The following is a 16,495-nucleotide window of genomic DNA, read 5'->3' as shown; positions in this document are numbered from 1 at the left end:
GGATTTAGGTTTGTTTAATATGTCGAATAAATATGTACTGTTACAAAATTAATTTGAAATCGCCGTATACGAGAGTACGTACGGTGGTGTGAGAGGGCGAGGGAGTAATCCCTCTACCTACTCGATTAAAAGTGGAGAGTCCGACCTTAAAAATAAATTTGATTCCCGATCACATTCACATCTTATAAATTTTCACACAAAAAAAGGACACGCCATGGCGTGTCCCTGCGGTAAGGTATATTGTATTTTATATCCCCAACAACAATGAATCCGGATCTTTGCCTCCGAACAACATTTTCTGAGGATTCTCAATCATCTCTTTAATCTTCACCAAAAAACCAACCGAATCTTTTCCATCAATTACCCGGTGATCGTAGGATAGGGCGATGTACATCATGGGGCGGATTTCTACCTTGCCGTTTACAGCAACAGGTCGTTCCACAATATTGTGCATGCCCAGAATACCCGATTGCGGCGGATTGATAATTGGAGTACTCAACAGCGAACCAAACACGCCGCCGTTGGTAATGGTAAAAGTGCCGCCGGTCATTTCGTCCAGACTAATTTTACCCGAACGGGCTTTGTTGGCCAAATTCATCAGTTCCTTTTCTATTTCGGCTAAGCCCAGGGTTTCGATGTTTCGGATGACCGGAACCATCAAACCTTTTGGTGTTTGCACCGCAATGGCAATATCTGTGTATTCCGGACTTACAATTTCCTCACCATCCATCATCGAATTTACCGCAGGGTGCAGTTGTAATGCCTCCGAAGCTGCTTTGGTAAAGAAGGACATAAAACCCAGTTTAATATCGTGGGTTTCTACAAATTTCTTTTGATACTTGCTGCGCAGTGCCATTACTGCACTCATGTCAACTTCATTAAAAGTAGTCAGCATGGCCGTTTCATTTTTTACGGAAACCAAACGGGTGGCCAGCTTTTTCCGAAGATTCGACATTTTTGTGCGTTTCACTTCTCTCGAAATGCTTTTGCTTTGCGCCGGAATTACTGCCTGACTGCCCGGATTACTGACCACGGCCTGAATGTCTTTTTTCGACAAACGTTGAATGCCGGCAATTACATCATCAACCGAAAGGTGATTTTCTTCCATTAGTTTTTTAGCAATGGGCGAAATCTTAACATCCTTGTACGTTTCAGAATTTGCTGACTTAGATGCAGCAACAACTGCAGAAGCCGTTTTTTCAGCAGGAACTTCTTCTTTTTTAGCTTCCTTAGGAGCAGAGGAAGCAGATGCTTCTCCGGCAAAGCTGGTGTCTATGCTGCAGGCAACCGATCCAACAGCAACAGTATCGCCTTCCTGCGCCATAATCTGAATTTTACCACCTTCATCAGCAATAAGAGTCAGAGTGGCTTTATCCGATTCAATTTCTGCAATTTCCTGATCCTTTTCAACAATGTCACCATCTGCTACAAACCAGTTGGCTATTTCTACTTCGGAAATGGATTCTCCGGGACTAGGTATTTTTATTTCGATCATCTTTATTGTGTTATTGTTTTGTCATCGGGTAAGAGCAACTAAACCTGTTGCATGTCTTTATATTTTGTACTTTTTTCTTTGATCCTTTGTACTTTAATCCTTTTTACTTTTCACTTGGGTCTTTTGTACTTGGGTCTTTTGATTTACATCAGCAGCTTACTTTTCTTCTCTTCGAAATATTCGTGCTGAACAAGGATGTCTGCATGAGAACTGCCTTCCACACATTGTAATCCGCAATATTTCAATTTTAGATCGCAATTGCATTTTCGAAATACTTTGTTAATGATTTCGTTTTGCCCTGCCAGGTGAATTTTATTCAATCCGGTTGCCGGACTGCCGCTGGCCTGACGTGCTACAGGAACCAATTTAATATCTTTGTTTTTAAAGTTGTAGTTGATAAACTGCCAGGCGCCCATGTTTTCCGGTTCTTCCTGAACCCATAAATGAAGAAGAGCATTTGGATATCGATTCAAAATCTGATCAATCTGTTTATCAGGAAACGGATACAGCTGTTCCACCCGAACCAAGGCAATATCCTGAGCAAACAGTTCCTCTTTTCGGGCCAGCAAATCGTAATAGATCTTTCCGGAACAGAATACAACACGGCGAACTTCCTCAGCAATTATATTGTTGTCGTCAATCACTTCCTGAAACTGACCATTGGCCATGTCATCCATTTTCGAAACACATTTTGCATGGCGAAGCAGACTTTTTGGCGTAAAGCAAATTAACGGAACCCGTATGTCGCGTTTCACTTGTCTTCGTAACATGTGAAACAGGTTTGCAGGTGTAGTCGGGTTGATAATCTGCATGTTGTTGTTGGCGCATAGAGTAAGAAACCGCTCCATTCTTGCGCTCGAATGTTCTGCACCTTGTCCTTCATATCCATGAGGCAGATACATCACCAAGCCATTTTTTATGCCCCACTTGTCTTCGGCAGCACTAATGTACTGGTCGATAACCGCCTGAGCCACATTGTGGAAATCGCCAAACTGAGCTTCCCAAATGGTCAAGCCGGAAGGGTGTGCCAAGGCATATCCGTATTCAAATGCAAGTACACCATATTCGCTAAGCAATGAATTGTAGATATGGAAAGGGGCTTGCTTGCCGCTGATGTTTTTCAGAGGGAAATACTTCTCGTCTGAGTTCTCAATCACCAAAGCTGCATGCCGGTGCGAAAAAGTACCTCTTTCCGAATCCTGTCCGCTTACACGAACACTGTTTCCTTCTTCCAGCAGACTGGAATAGGCAAGCAGTTCTCCCATGGCCCAATCCAATTCATCATTCGCGATCATGTTTTTGCGATCGGTCATTAACTTCCCAATCTTTTTGAAGAAAGTAAGGTCGCCGGGCAAATTGGTAATGTTTCCGGCCAGCTCAAGCAAAGTCTTTTTCGCAACTCCTGTTTTAGGAGAAGATTCAAAATCTTCCTGGGTTGAGTATCGGATGTTTTTATAATAATCCTCCAAAAAAGGCTGTATAATTACCTTCTTAAATGTTTTGGATAATTCAAAATCTTTATCTAAAAGTTCGTTGTATTCGGAGTTAATCGTTGTAATTTCTTCTTTGGTATAAATTCCTTTTCCAATCAGGAATTCGGCATAAATATCCCGTGGGTTTTTGTGTTTGGCGATTTCTTTGTACAGAATTGGTTGGGTAAAACGGGGTTCATCCCCTTCGTTATGGCCAAATTTCCGGTACGAAAGAATATCTATGAAAACATCAGAATTAAATTCCTGACGGTATTCCATAGCCAGCTTGATTGTGAAAATCAAAGCTTCCACATCATCACCATTTACATGAAACACAGGAGAACGGGTTACTTTTGCCACGTCGGTGCAATAAGTGCTCGATCGGGCATCCAGATAATTGGTTGTGAAACCTACCTGATTGTTAATGACCAAATGGATGGTTCCTCCGGTTTTATATCCGGTTAACTGCGACATCTGAACTGTTTCGTACACAATTCCCTGTGCGGCAATCGCTGCATCTCCATGAATGATAACAGGAACCAATTTGTCCTGATCGCCGGCGTAGTCGTTGTCAATTTTCGAGCGAGAAATTCCTTCAACAACAGCACCAACGGTCTCCAAATGAGAAGGGTTGGGTGCCAAATGAAGTTTCACGTTACTGCCATCATCTGTTTTTACCGTATTTCCATATCCCAGATGATATTTTACATCCCCCAAAGCAATGTCTTCTTCGAATTCTTCGCCCATAAATTCTTTGAAAATATTGGCGTAAGGTTTCTCTAAAATATTGGCCAGTACATTTAATCTTCCCCGGTGAGCCATTCCGAAAATGAACTCCTGAACACCAAGCTCAGCACCACGTTCAATCATGGCATCCAAAGCAGGAATTAAGGTTTCTGTTCCTTCGAGGGAAAAGCGTTTTTGACCGACAAATTTTTTGTGGATATAGTTTTCGAAACCAACGGCAAGCTTTAAATGATAGTAGATGTGTTTGCGTTGCTCATGGTTAAAATCCGGAGTGTTTTTAGTGCCTTCCATCTTGTTCTGCAGCCATCGCATCATTTGAGGATGACGTACAAAAACATATTCTGCACCTATCGATTTGCAGTACGTTTCCTGCAAATGGGAGACAATATCTTTTAATTTGGAAGCACCCAATCCTATTTCAGTGCCGGCATGGAAAACAGTTTCTAAATCTGATTCTGACAGATCAAAGTTTTCGACGTCGAGTGTTGGGAAATATTTCCGTCGGGTCCGAACCGGATTTGTCTTGGTAAAAAGATGTCCGCGCTGACGATAGGCATGAATCAGATTCATAACATTGAATTCTTTACTCGTCGTATTTGCGGCAGGAATATTTTCGTTGGCCGTTTGTTCCTTAATTGGAAATTTGGCTGTTGCAAAATCAAATCCCCGAAAAAATTGTCTCCAGCTTTCTTCAACAGATTCAGGATCATTCTTATAGGATTGGTAAAGTTGGTCGATAGATTCGATTTCACTGTTACCTAAAAAGCTAAATTTATCCATGTAATTGTTCGTTGTACTTAGTCTGATTATCGTTGTTACTTAAACAAATGTATTAATTTTTAAGCCTTATGGTGATATCAAAAACGAATAAAAGATAAAAAGATCATTTTTTTTACAGATATCGATATAGAGTTTTTCTATAAGATGTTTTGGTTTAACATGACTAAAAATAAACAGCACAATTCTTTTATTTGATGCCTGTTCGAATTACTTTAGTTTTTTTAAGACAAACATGTAAAATCTCACAAATGTATTTTCTCCGTATTTTAATTGTTTTGGCACTTGGTGCTCAATTCACGGCCTGTAATAATTTACAAAAAAAACCTCGGTTTACTCTCGAAAAAGGAGATCTTCTTTTTCAGGATCTGGATGCTGATTCTATTTCAGATGCGATAGAATCAGTAACAGGAGGAGCTAAGAATTTGAGCTTTTCGCATGTTGGGATTGTGGATATTCATTCAAACGGCGATACTATGGTTTTAGAAGCCATCTCAAAAGGAGTTACCTACACCAAACTCACTGATTTTTTGCAGCGAAGCACAACTGCTGACCAAAAGCCAAAAGTTGAGGTGGGAAGGCTGAAGCCTGAATTTACTGCTTTTATTGACAAAGCTTTGGAGTTGGGAGAGAAGTTGATTGGAAAACCATACGATGATATTTACATCATGGGAGACTCAACTTACTATTGCTCTGAGCTGATTTATGACCTATTTGCAACTGCCGGAGATTCTATTGAAATCTTCCGGCTAAACCCGATGACTTTTAAGGATGATAAAACCGGTGGTTTTCTTCCTTTTTGGATTGAATATTACAAAAACTTAGGTGTGGATATCCCGGAAGGAAAACCGGGTTTGAATCCTAATGGGATGCACGAGTCTCCGAATATCGAGATTGTATTTTCCTACCTGCGGCAATAATTTCACATCTTTCATCTCATATCACAAATCTTACTTAAACAATGAACTCATTCTTACGCGAATTAACCAGCGAGCTGTACGAAAAATACGGCAGTAATTTATCCAATTGCATGTTGGTGTTTCCAAATCGCCGCGCCGGTTTATTCTTCTCAAAATATTTAAATGAATTGATTGAAAAACCAGTTTGGGCACCCAGGATTCTAACCATTAATGATTTTTTTAAAACTCATTCTCAGTTGCAGACAGAGGACAACCTGGGCTTGCTTTTTCGCTTGTATAAAATCTACATTCAAAAAATGGATGTGTCGGAAAGTTTCGATGAGTTTTACCATTGGGGAGAAATGCTTTTGGGCGATTTCGACGATTTGGACAAATACCGGGTGAATGCAAAGCATTTGTTTCAGAATTTAGCGGAGGAAAAAGAGATTGATAATCTGTTCGATTACTTAACGGAAGAACAGATTGCTGCGATACAATCATTTTGGAGTTCATTCCGTCCCGAGAAATATTCGGAGCATCAAAAGGAGTTTGTGAAGCTCTGGGAAAATTTGTATCCTATTTATTCTGATTTTCGGGATGTATTACAATCTGAAGGATTGGCATACGAAGGAATGGCTTCCCGAAAACTGGTTGATGAGTTGGAATCGGGGAAGATTACGATTAAAGAGGAGCGGATTATTTTTATCGGTTTTAATGCATTAAACCGTTGCGAACAGAATTTGTTTGATGAGTTGAAAAAGCAGGATAAAGCAGATTTTTATTGGGATTACGATGAATCCTATCTTCAGAATCCTTTTCATGAGGCGGGTTTGTTTTTACGCGAAAATATCAAGCGGTTTCCGTCGCCAAAAACGAATATTCGGTTCGATAATATCAAGAATAATCAAACCAAAGTTGAATTTGTTTCACTTTCCTCGGAAGTGGGACAGGCGAAGTATGCCCACGCTGTGGTTGAGGAATTCTGCAGGAATTCGGAGGATGCCTTAGAGGAAACGGCTATTGTTTTGGCTGATGAGGAGTTGCTTCTTCCGGTATTGCATTCCATTCCTAAAATTGCAGAGAATGTGAATGTAACCATGGGATATCCTGCCAAAAACACGCCTGTTGCCAGTTTGCTGCGTTTGGTGATCGATCTGCAGAAAAGTGTGAAAAAATCAAATGGAGAGGTATCGTTTCATCACAAACAGGTATTGTCTCTTCTTAATCACCAATATTTGAATTCTGTTAATCCTGAATTGGCACATTCCATAACACAGGATATTCTCACAACCAATAGAATTGAGGTTCCACAACGTTTAATTCAAGGTGATTCCGTTTTGGAAAAGCTTTTTTCTCCGGTGAGTAGTGTGGAGCAGTTTTCAATATATCTGCTTGAATTGCTTCAGGGAATTTATCAGAAATTAGAAACGACTGACGAGGAAAAAACCTTGGTTGATAAAATTGAACAGGAATACATCTATCATTTGTTTTTGGCAATAAAACGTCTCAATTCTTTACTGAATCAGCACAAAATTGAATTAAAACAGGATACTTTTTATAAGATTCTGGATAAAATGATTCAGAGTTTGAGTATTCCATTCGAAGGAGAACCTTTGGCAGGTTTGCAGGTAATGGGAATTTTGGAAACACGATTGCTCGATTTCAAAAAGATTGTGGTGCTTTCGATGAACGAAGGGAAATTGCCAAAAACAGGAGCTGCAAATTCGTTTGTTCCCTATCATTTGCGGAAAGGCTTTGGAATGCCGACAATCGACCATCAGGATGCAATTTTCGCCTACTATTTTTACCGGTTGATTCAGCGTGTTGAAGATCTTAAATTGCTGTACAGCACTCAAAGTGATGGGATTCGCACTGGTGAAATGAGTCGTTTTTTGTATCAGCTGAAATACGAATCAGATTTTGAGATTGTTGAGAACAGTCCGTCCTACAATATTTCTTTGCAGGAAACCAAGCCGGTTAGTGTGGCCAAAAACGAACGAATTCAAACCTGCCTAAGCGAATATTGTGGTGATGGGATAAAGAGTTTTTCGCCGTCAGCCTTAAATACTTATATGAATTGCAGCCTAAGCTTTTATTTTAAATATTTGGCTGGTTTAAAAGAACCCGATGTGGTTTTGGAAGAGATCGATCCGCCGACTTTCGGGAATTTATTTCACTCGGTTTTGGAAGAATTGTACAAGCCTTTTAGTGGCAAAACGATTCGGAAAGAAGATTTGGAGGGATTGCGGAAAAATAAAGTTTTACTGGATCAGGTTTTGAAAGATGCTTTTCGAAGCATCTACTTTCAGCTGAAAAAGGAGCAGCCAATGGAAATTGGCGGCAGAAACCTGCTCGTATTTGATATCCTGAAGAAGTTTATTGACCGGATATTGATTTTGGATCAGAAATTTGCACCTTTTGAAATTGTTTCTTTGGAGGGAAAATATAAAATTCAAATGCCAATAGGAGAGAAAGCCGATCGAAAGGTAAACATTAGCGGATTGATTGACAGAGTAGATAAATTGAATGATACCATTCGTATTTTAGATTACAAAACAGGCAAGGCCGATTTGATTTTTAAGGATATCGCTTCTCTTTTCGAAAAAGAAGGAAAGAATAAAAATAAAGCGGCATTTCAAACTTTGCTTTATTGCTTGTTTTACGATGAAAATTACAATCCAGGTGCAGCAATTTCTCCTGGAATATACAGCCTGAAAGAGTTTTTTAACGATGGGTTTGATTGCACCTTAGCTCAAAAAGAGGGGCGCGGAAATGCCGTTCGCGTTGATGATTACAGAATGTTTAAAGCTGAATTTGTTGAAGGCCTGCAAGAATTACTGGAAGAGATTTTTAATCAGGATATTCCTTTTTATCAGGTAGAAAATAAAGATATTTGCCGAACTTGTGTGTATGCCGAAATTTGCCATCGATAAGTTGTGGCTTCTTTTGTTTTTGTTACGAATGAAACGTCCATGTTGAAAGCGTTCAACACACAGGGGCATGATTATTCCAGCTTGGAAAGTTCTCCCGAAACAAGTTCGGGACAGGCTATATGGCAAAAACATAAAATTATAAACACTTGAAAAATATCAATACAATGTGTCGATCAGTTATTTTACTATTATTTTTCTTGTCCGTTGGTTTTACTTCCAATGCACAAAAAAAATACAGTATCAAGTCGAAGAGAGCCATCAAAAATTATGAGTTGGCTTCGGAGGCTTATCGGCAGATGGATAATTCCAAAGCTCTGAAATATTTAGATGCCGCAATTGAGCAAAGCCCTGATTTTATTGAAGCATGGCTTTTTAAAGCTGATGTTTTGCACGAAACGGGCAAGACTGAATCCGAAATTGAGGCCTATCAGGAGGCGATAAATATTGATGCCAAATTTTTCCCGAATGTGCATTTTAATTTGGGGAATGCCTACCTGAAAATAGGAGAATATCAAAAGGCATTAACGAAATATGAAGACTTTCTGTCACTTTCAAATAGCTCCGACAGAAATAGAAGGTTGGCAGCAAAAAGACTGGAAAGTTGCCGGTTTGCGATCAAGTCAATAGCAAATCCTGTCGATTTTAAACCGGTAAACCTTGGTGACAATGTGAATTCCGAATTTGATGAGTATTGGCCCAGTCTTACCGCAGATGAGAAATTGATGGTATTTACCCGATTGTTGATAGAAAAGAAAGAGGGAACGGAAGTGAAAATCAAAAGGCAGGAGGATTTTTATGTATCCCGCCAAAAAGATAGTTTATGGATGCCGGCGGAACCATTATCCTTAGTTATCAATACAGATAAGAACGAAGGAGCTCAAAGCATTACGGCAGATGGCAAATACATGTATTTTACGGCCTGTGATCGTCCCAACGGATATGGCCGGTGTGATATTTACTATTCAGTTCGGGAAGGAGATGTATGGTCGGCACCAATAAATGTTGGCAAACCAATTAATTCGAAAGCTTGGGAAGCTCAGCCAAGTATATCTGCTGACGGACGGGAATTGTATTTTGTGAGCAACCGAAAATCAGGAAAAGGGAAAATGGACATTTGGCATTCCAGATTAATTGAAACTTTGGAAGATGGAAAGCAAAGATGGACGCAGCCGGCGAACCTTTCTATTAATACAACAGATAATGAAATGTCGCCGTTTATTCATGCCGGAAACCGGTATCTGGTATTTTCTTCAGATGGTTTAACCGGAATGGGAGGATATGATTTGTTTAAGACAGAACGCGATAAAGATGGGAAATGGAGCGAACCTGAAAATTTGGGTTACCCAATTAATACATTTAACGATGAAATCGGATTGATTATTAATGCGAAAGGTGATAAAGCTTATTTTTCTTCGGATCGCCTAAAAGGCAAAGGGAAAGATATTTTTAGTTTTGAGATGCCTGTAGATTTGCAGCCACAGTCTGTGTCGTGGTTAAAAGGCAATGTGTTGGATGCTAAATCCAAAAATCCTGTGCTTGCTTCGCTTTTATTAATTGATTTAATGAGCAATGATACAATTATTCAGATTAAATCGGATCGGACGGATGGCAGCTATTTGGTTTGTTTGCCTTCGGGAAAAGAATATTTATTTTCGGCCTCAGCCGAAAATTATCTTTTTTATTCGGAGCATTTTGCAATGAAGAATGATCAGAAGAAATCGAACCCCCAACAATTAGATATCTTTTTAGATAAAATTGAAAAAGGAAAAGAAATCGTACTTCGGAATGTGTTTTTTGATATCGACTCCTGGGATATTTTGCCGAAATCTGAAATTGAATTGACCCGCTTGTATGATCTGTTGGCAGCTTATCCTAAATTAAAAATTGAAATTGCCGGTCATACCGATAATACCGGAACTGAAAATTACAATCTAAATCTTTCCAATAACCGGGCAAAGGCGGTTTGCGATTATTTAATTTCAAAAGGAATAGAAGCAAAACGGCTAAGCTTTAAAGGATACGGAGCTTCACATCCTATTGCAGCCAATGAAACCGAAGAGGGAAGAAGTTTAAATCGAAGAACAGAATTCAAAGTTGTTGAAAATCAATAATAATCAATAAAATGAAACCGATATATCTTGATTACAATGCGACTACACCTATCGCACCGGAAGTTGCAGATGCAATGATTCCCTATTTAAAAGGTTTTTTTGGCAATCCGTCAAGCTCACATTTTTATGGGCGCCAATGCAAAGAGGCTGTGGACAAGGCAAGAAATCAGGTAGCTTTATTGCTGAATTGTGATGCTGAAGAGTTGATATTTACCAGTGGCGGATCTGAATCGAATAATTATGCATTAAAAGGCTATGCTTTTGCAAATCAGGATAAAGGCAGGCATATTATCACTTCTTCTATCGAGCATCCTGCGGTTACAGAGGTTTGTAAATTTTTGGAGACACAAGGGTTCGAAGTTACCTATCTGCCTGTTGATGAAACCGGACAGGTACAATTGTCTGATTTGAAAAAGGCCATTCGACCAGATACTATTTTAATTTCGATCATGTATGCGAATAACGAGGTGGGAACTTTACAGCCAATTTCTGAAATTTCGAAATTGGCGAAGCAGAATAATATCATTGTCCATACTGATTGTGCTCAGGCTGTTGGTAAAGTACCTGTTAATGTTCAGGAACTGGGTGTTGATTTACTGACTCTTGCAGGTCATAAATTCTATGGTCCGAAAGGAATTGGAGCCTTGTATATTCGTGGGGGAATTAAATTGCAGAAATTGATTCATGGTGCAGATCATGAAAGGAATTTGCGGGCAGGAACCGAAAATGTATTGGAAATTGTTGGTTTGGGAAAAGCCGCCGAATTGGCCATGGAGGAGGAAGACAAACGAATGAGGCATGAAATGAATTTGATTCGGATTTTACGCAGGAACTTATCTAAACTTTCAGATGTTCAGTTTAATGGGAATAAGGATTTTTGTTTGCCAAATACCTTAAGTGTTTCCTTTAAGAAAATTCCGGTAAACGAGATTTTAAGTCGGTTAAAAAATGTGGCCGCATCGGCGGGTGCCGCATGTCACACTGATTGTGTGAGTGTTTCAGCAACCCTGGATGCTATGAAAGTTCCTTTGGAATATGCAATGGGCACAATTCGTTTTTCCGTAGGCAGATATACTACTAAAACTGAAATAGATTTAGCTTCAAATGAAATAATTGAGGTGATTAAAAGTTTACGCAGAGATGCCAATCAAAAGAAAAGCAATCCGGAATAAAGCCATTTAATTATTTGAAATCACCATGCCGGGCAATTTCGGAAAAGTATCTGTCAGAGTCGAACAATATCATGAAACGTTCATGCCGGGCAATTGCGGCACACAGAGAAAACAGTTAAAAATTATGAATTATAAATTGGGAAAGTCGCAGGTTTCAAGAAGCTTTTTCGGAAAAGACCTGACAGCGTTTTTTTTAACCTGTCAGAGTCGAACAATATCATGAAACGTCGGTAATTGCGGCACACAGGAAGATGATTATTCCGGCATGGTAATCCCGAAAACTTTCGGGACCATGTGACAAAACCTTACAATTATAAACACCTGAAAAACTCATTTCCACCAGCCAGCAATTCTTCAGCTTTGGAAATGGTGTTTTCTTTAACCAAGCTGTTTAGCCAAGGCAGATTGCCTGTTTTTTTGCGCAATTTTGCTTTGGAGTACCAATCTTTAGGATAGGAAATTATGGCTGGAGTTCCTTGCTTCCCATATTCCGGATAGGATTGATAATAGATATCACCAATGGCAACAATTAATTGGTCTTCCGCACTGTGAATTGAAAGTGTGAAATGCATTTCAATCTGGAAAACGGAAGGTCTTTCGCTTAAAGAAACAGGAACCCGGCCTTTGTATCGAAATTCGCCTGAATTTGAATTAATATATTCGATCTTACCATTTACTTGATCAGGAAATGAGGAAATCCAGTCTCGAATTTGCTGATCTGTTATTGCTGTTTGCAGATATTTTGTTTCCAAACTAATATTTCCATCATCATCTAAAAATAAGTCGATGTTCTTTGTTTGTTGGGCAATTATGAATGAGCTAAAAGTAAAGGACAGTAGAATAATGAAGATTTTTTTCATAATGTGTAGTTTAAGAATTGAACAGACTATTTGGCATCATCTCAATTTTTAATTTAATCCTTTTTATTGATTTTTCAAAAAGAATAGTTTTCCTTGCAATTAAGTTGCAAGCCCTTGTTTTCGGGTAATCAGACAAATAGGGACTTATATTTATGTTCAATATGAAGAAAATGGCACATTTGACACTTGTTTTATCATACCTATTGCAATATTTTTACTTGTGTAGTGAAGGTTTAAATTCCTTCAATTTTCATATTTGACTTGATAAGTTTCAGCTCTTTTTAAGTTTTAAGTATGGTTTTAGTTGTTAGTAATTAAAAGAGGGGCTTTGCCCCTTTTTTATGTTACTGTAAGTATTCTCTCCTAAATAATTTATTAATTTTTCATTTTAAGTGATGAATCATTCTGTTAATTGACAGGGTATTTATAATTTTGTTACACTTCACTGTTTTTATAGCCAAAGAAAGATTTTCATGACACATATATATTCTCTGAACAGATTGTTTATTATTCTTATTTTTCTTGTAAGTCATTTTTTTGTGTCTGCACAAAATATTGCTTTAGAAGAAGATAGGTTGGTTGACAGATTGTCTCAACCCAATGTTTGGGCAGATTCCGTTCTGTCGACTTTAAGTGATGACGAGAGAATTGCTCAATTGTTTATGCTTGCAGCCTATTCGAATAAAGGAGATGAAGAATCTGAGAGAATTGCGGGCTTAGTGAGTAAATATCAAATCGGAGGAATTATATTTTTTCAAGGAGAACCGGGGAAGCAAGCCGGGTTGACAAATAGGTATCAAGCTTTGGCAAAGGTTCCTCTTTGGATTGGAATGGATGCAGAGATTGGGCTCGGATCCAGATTAAAACAAACAATAAGTTACCCAAGGCAAATTATGCTGGGTGCAATTCAGGATAATGAATTGATTTTTCAGTTGGGGAAACAGATTGGGAAAGAGTGTGGCAGACTTGGTGTTCATGTGAATTTCTCACCCGTAATGGATGTGAATAATAATCCGCGAAATCCGGTAATTAACAGCCGTTCCTTTGGTGAGGATCGTTACAATGTAACCAACAAATCGTATGCTTTTGCCTCAGGAATGCAGAAATCAGGAATTATTGCTGTAGGCAAACATTTTCCAGGCCACGGAGATACCGAAACCGATTCGCATTTTGATCTTCCTTTGGTAGATCATCCTATTGAAAGACTTGATTCTATTGAACTATTTCCTTTCCGTCGTTTAATAAATAATGGTTTGGGGGGAATTATGGTTTCTCATTTAAATGTACCGGCGCTTGATCCTTTGCAAAAAGTAGCGACACTTTCCCGCCCTATCGTTTCTCAATTGCTGAAAGAGGAAATGGGTTTTAAAGGTTTGGTATTTACGGATGCTTTAAATATGGAAGGCGTTCGTAAATTTTATCCGAAGGGTGTGGTTGATGCTAAGGCTTTGGTTGCGGGTAATGATGTTCTTCTTTTTACTGAAGACGTCGCAATAGCAATTAAAGAGATTAAATTGGCACTTAAAAGCGGTGAGCTTTCCTGGGATGATATCAACGGGAAGTGTTTGAAAATTTTAAAAGCAAAGTATTGGCTCAATTTGAATGAGTACAAGCCAATTGATCAGAATAGACTGTGGTCAGGATTAAATACACAGCAAGGATTTATTTTAAGACGAAAGTTGACCGAGAAGGCAATTACATTAGTGAAAAATGATGATCAGTTGTTGCCGCTAAAAAGATTAGATACCCTTAAAATTGCTTCTGTTGCCATGGGTGTCCCTATCCGAAACAGATTTCAGGAATATCTTGGCAGGTATGCAGATATAGATTTTTTTCAGATCGGGAAAAGCGCTTCGATTGAAAGTTATTATCAATTATTGAAAAAGCTTGATAAATACAATTTGGTGATTGTAAGTAAGCACGACAGTGATATGCGGGCATCAAAGAATTTTGGAATTACGAGTCAAACTATTGAGTTTCTTTCTGAGCTTTCAAAAAACAAGAAGGTGATTTTTGATCTGTTTGCAAACCCTTATGGCTTGGATTTATATGAAGGGACTGATCGGCTAAATGGGATTTTGGTTTCGTATGAGGATAATATAGAAACTCACATGGCTTCTGCGCAAATAATTTTTGGTGGTTTGGCTTCTCAGGGACGATTACCAGTTACAGTTAATGGACATTTTCCGGTTGGTACTGGTTTTGAAACCAAACACAACCGTCTGGGATTCTCTTTGCCCGAACAAGTTGAATTAAATACACTTAAATTGAATGTTATTGATTCGATAGTAAATGATGCCATTAAAAAAAAAGCAACCCCAGGCTGTCAAATTCTGGTAGCTAGAAAAGGAAAGATTGTATTTCATAAATCATACGGTCATTATACCTACAAAGGAAAAGTAGAAGTTCGTAATCCTGATATTTACGATTTAGCATCACTAACAAAAATTACAGCTGCACTTCCGGCAATAATGCAGTTAAGCGACGAAGGGTGGATTAATGTGGATCATACATTGGGAGCGTATTTTTCAAAAGCCAAAGGCACCAATAAGGATACTCTTATTTTAAAGAAAATTTTAGCTCATGAAGCGAGATTGTTGAGTTATAAACCATTTCAATGGGAGGCTGTTGATTCGGCGAGCTTCGATGGAGATTTATTTAGTCGGAACTATTCGAAACGTTATAGTCTAAAAGTGGCTGATAAATTGTATCTCGATCGAAATTATAAATTTAGAGAGGGGATTTTTTCCAATCAAAGTTCTGAAGAATACCCGGTTCAAATTGCGAATAACCTTTTTATACATAAAGGTTATCACGATACGATAATCAATCAGATATTGGCAACCGAATTTAGAGAATCAAATGGTTATAAATACAGCGATCTTGGTTTTATAATGATGGGAGAGATGATTAAGGAGATTTCCGGCGAAAGTTTGGATGGCTATGTGAAAAGACATCTGTACGACATGTTGGGAGCCTCCAGTCTGGGGTATCATCCTTTGAAACGCTTTAGTGCCGATCGGATTGTGCCAACACAGGATGATAAGTTTTTTCGAAAACAATGGCTTGAAGCTTATGTGCACGATCCAACTGCAGCAATGCTTGGCGGCGTTTCGGGACATGCAGGAATGTTTGGTAATGCCGGCGATTTGGCAAAATTAGCGCAAATGTATCTTCAGGAAGGAACTTATGGCGGTGAAACCTACATAAGTGCTGAAACAATGAATCGATTTAGTGCACGTGCTTACCCAAATTCAGAAAACAGAAGAGGAATCGGCTTTGACAAACCTTTTTACAATCCCGAAGAAAAAGGTGGTCCAACATGCAGTGAGGCTTCCGAATTAAGTTATGGACACACCGGTTTTACCGGCACTATGATTTGGATTGATCCCAAATATGATTTGCTGTATATTTTTCTGTCGAACCGAATTTGTCCTGATGAGTCGAATACCAAATTGATAGAAATGGATGTACGAACTAAAATTCAGGAACAAATATATAAGTCAATAATTAAAGAGGAAAAAGTTGATCCTGAATTCATAAGCCTTCCTTTTTCACCATTTGGAAAAGGGATGTTTTATTAGTTCAACATTTAAAAATTTACTTTCATTTGTGACTTCCCGATCAATCCATTGCGGCAGTTCAAAGTTTTCATTTTCAGAGCTAAGCTCAATTTCGGCTACAATTAAACCCTTGTTGTTGCCTTCAAATACGTCTATTTCCCAGAATAAATTATTTTGAGGAATCACAAATCGAGTTTTTTCAATCTTCGAATCACAAAGAACTAAAAGATCCTGAGCATCTTTCATCGGAATTTCGTATTCAAATTCAGATCTGCTCAACGGATTATTTCCGGTTTTGATGGTTAAAAAAGATTGATCTCCCGCAATTCTAATTCGTAAACTTTTATCCGGATCACTCCAAATGTATCCTTGAATAAGTTTTTTTCCCTCTTTGGGAAGATCCAGTAAATTTGGTTTTATGAGGAATTTACGTTCTATTTCTAAAGGCATATGTTGCTGAGGCTTG

Annotated in this window: 9 protein-coding genes; 5 read left to right on the top strand and 4 right to left on the bottom strand. The window is 38.6% G+C overall.

Annotation, left to right across the window (positions count from 1 at the left end; genetic code table 11):
* Window positions 1-247: 247 nt before the first annotated feature.
* Entirely contained in the window at window positions 248-1,495 is a 1,248-nt protein-coding gene (odhB, locus tag BZG01_RS08245) for a 2-oxoglutarate dehydrogenase complex dihydrolipoyllysine-residue succinyltransferase (RefSeq protein ID WP_180327261.1), read from the bottom strand.
* A gap of 143 nt (window positions 1,496-1,638) precedes the next feature.
* A complete protein-coding gene (locus tag BZG01_RS08240; RefSeq protein WP_101309349.1) occupies window positions 1,639-4,494 on the bottom strand; it encodes a 2-oxoglutarate dehydrogenase E1 component in 2,856 nt (951 codons plus the stop codon).
* A 248-nt stretch (window positions 4,495-4,742) separates the two neighbouring features.
* On the opposite strand from BZG01_RS08240, the gene BZG01_RS08235 reads away from it, so the two are divergent.
* The 4 genes from BZG01_RS08235 (at window position 4,743) to BZG01_RS08220 (ending at window position 11,606) form a co-directional block, all read left to right on the top strand.
* On the top strand, window positions 4,743-5,411 hold the full coding sequence (locus BZG01_RS08235) for a YiiX/YebB-like N1pC/P60 family cysteine hydrolase (protein WP_180327260.1): 669 nt from the start codon (window positions 4,743-4,745) through the stop codon (window positions 5,409-5,411).
* A 41-nt stretch (window positions 5,412-5,452) separates the two neighbouring features.
* Window positions 5,453-8,323 (top strand): PD-(D/E)XK nuclease family protein, encoded by a 2,871-nt coding sequence (locus BZG01_RS08230; RefSeq protein WP_101309347.1) that lies wholly within the window; start codon window positions 5,453-5,455, stop codon window positions 8,321-8,323.
* Between the two features lie 164 nt (window positions 8,324-8,487).
* Complete coding sequence (locus BZG01_RS08225; protein WP_101309346.1) at window positions 8,488-10,434, top strand: OmpA family protein; 1,947 nt, start codon at window positions 8,488-8,490, stop codon at window positions 10,432-10,434.
* A gap of 11 nt (window positions 10,435-10,445) precedes the next feature.
* Complete coding sequence (locus tag BZG01_RS08220; RefSeq protein WP_101309345.1) at window positions 10,446-11,606, top strand: cysteine desulfurase family protein; 1,161 nt, start codon at window positions 10,446-10,448, stop codon at window positions 11,604-11,606.
* Between the two features lie 311 nt (window positions 11,607-11,917).
* Here the strand turns inward: BZG01_RS08220 and BZG01_RS08210 are convergent, their stop codons facing one another.
* Window positions 11,918-12,466: a DUF4468 domain-containing protein gene (locus BZG01_RS08210; RefSeq protein ID WP_101309343.1), complete on the bottom strand. Its 549-nt coding sequence runs from the start codon at window positions 12,464-12,466 to the stop codon at window positions 11,918-11,920.
* Window positions 12,467-12,939: 473 nt separating this feature from the next.
* Here BZG01_RS08210 and BZG01_RS08205 point away from each other — a divergent pair, with 473 nt between their 5' ends.
* Window positions 12,940-16,050 carry a serine hydrolase domain-containing protein gene (locus tag BZG01_RS08205; protein WP_101309342.1) on the top strand — a complete coding sequence of 1,037 codons (3,111 nt, stop codon included), beginning with the start codon at window positions 12,940-12,942 and terminating at the stop codon, window positions 16,048-16,050.
* On the opposite strand, the gene BZG01_RS08200 is transcribed toward BZG01_RS08205, so the two are convergent.
* On the bottom strand, window positions 16,021-16,479 hold the full coding sequence (locus BZG01_RS08200) for a CYTH domain-containing protein (protein WP_101309341.1): 459 nt from the start codon (window positions 16,477-16,479) through the stop codon (window positions 16,021-16,023). The two genes, BZG01_RS08205 and BZG01_RS08200, sit on opposite strands and share 30 nt — an antisense overlap.
* Between the last annotated feature and the right edge of the window lie 16 nt (window positions 16,480-16,495).

It is taken from the genome of Labilibaculum manganireducens (genome assembly GCF_002843385.1).
Taxonomy (GTDB): Bacteria; Bacteroidota; Bacteroidia; order Bacteroidales; family Marinifilaceae; genus Labilibaculum; species Labilibaculum manganireducens.
The sequence above is the reverse complement of the archived record's forward strand: the minus strand, read 5'-3'. Positions and strand labels throughout refer to the sequence as shown.

Coding starts and splice junctions, on each gene's coding strand:
- odhB (WP_180327261.1), bottom strand. CDS start 1,495: ATGATCGAAATAAAAATACCTAGTCCCGGAGAATCCATTTCCGAAGTA.
- BZG01_RS08240 (WP_101309349.1), bottom strand. CDS start 4,494: ATGGATAAATTTAGCTTTTTAGGTAACAGTGAAATCGAATCTATCGAC.
- BZG01_RS08235 (WP_180327260.1), top strand. CDS start 4,743: ATGTATTTTCTCCGTATTTTAATTGTTTTGGCACTTGGTGCTCAATTC.
- BZG01_RS08230 (WP_101309347.1), top strand. CDS start 5,453: ATGAACTCATTCTTACGCGAATTAACCAGCGAGCTGTACGAAAAATAC.
- BZG01_RS08225 (WP_101309346.1), top strand. CDS start 8,488: ATGTGTCGATCAGTTATTTTACTATTATTTTTCTTGTCCGTTGGTTTT.
- BZG01_RS08220 (WP_101309345.1), top strand. CDS start 10,446: ATGAAACCGATATATCTTGATTACAATGCGACTACACCTATCGCACCG.
- BZG01_RS08210 (WP_101309343.1), bottom strand. CDS start 12,466: ATGAAAAAAATCTTCATTATTCTACTGTCCTTTACTTTTAGCTCATTC.
- BZG01_RS08205 (WP_101309342.1), top strand. CDS start 12,940: ATGACACATATATATTCTCTGAACAGATTGTTTATTATTCTTATTTTT.
- BZG01_RS08200 (WP_101309341.1), bottom strand. CDS start 16,479: ATGCCTTTAGAAATAGAACGTAAATTCCTCATAAAACCAAATTTACTG.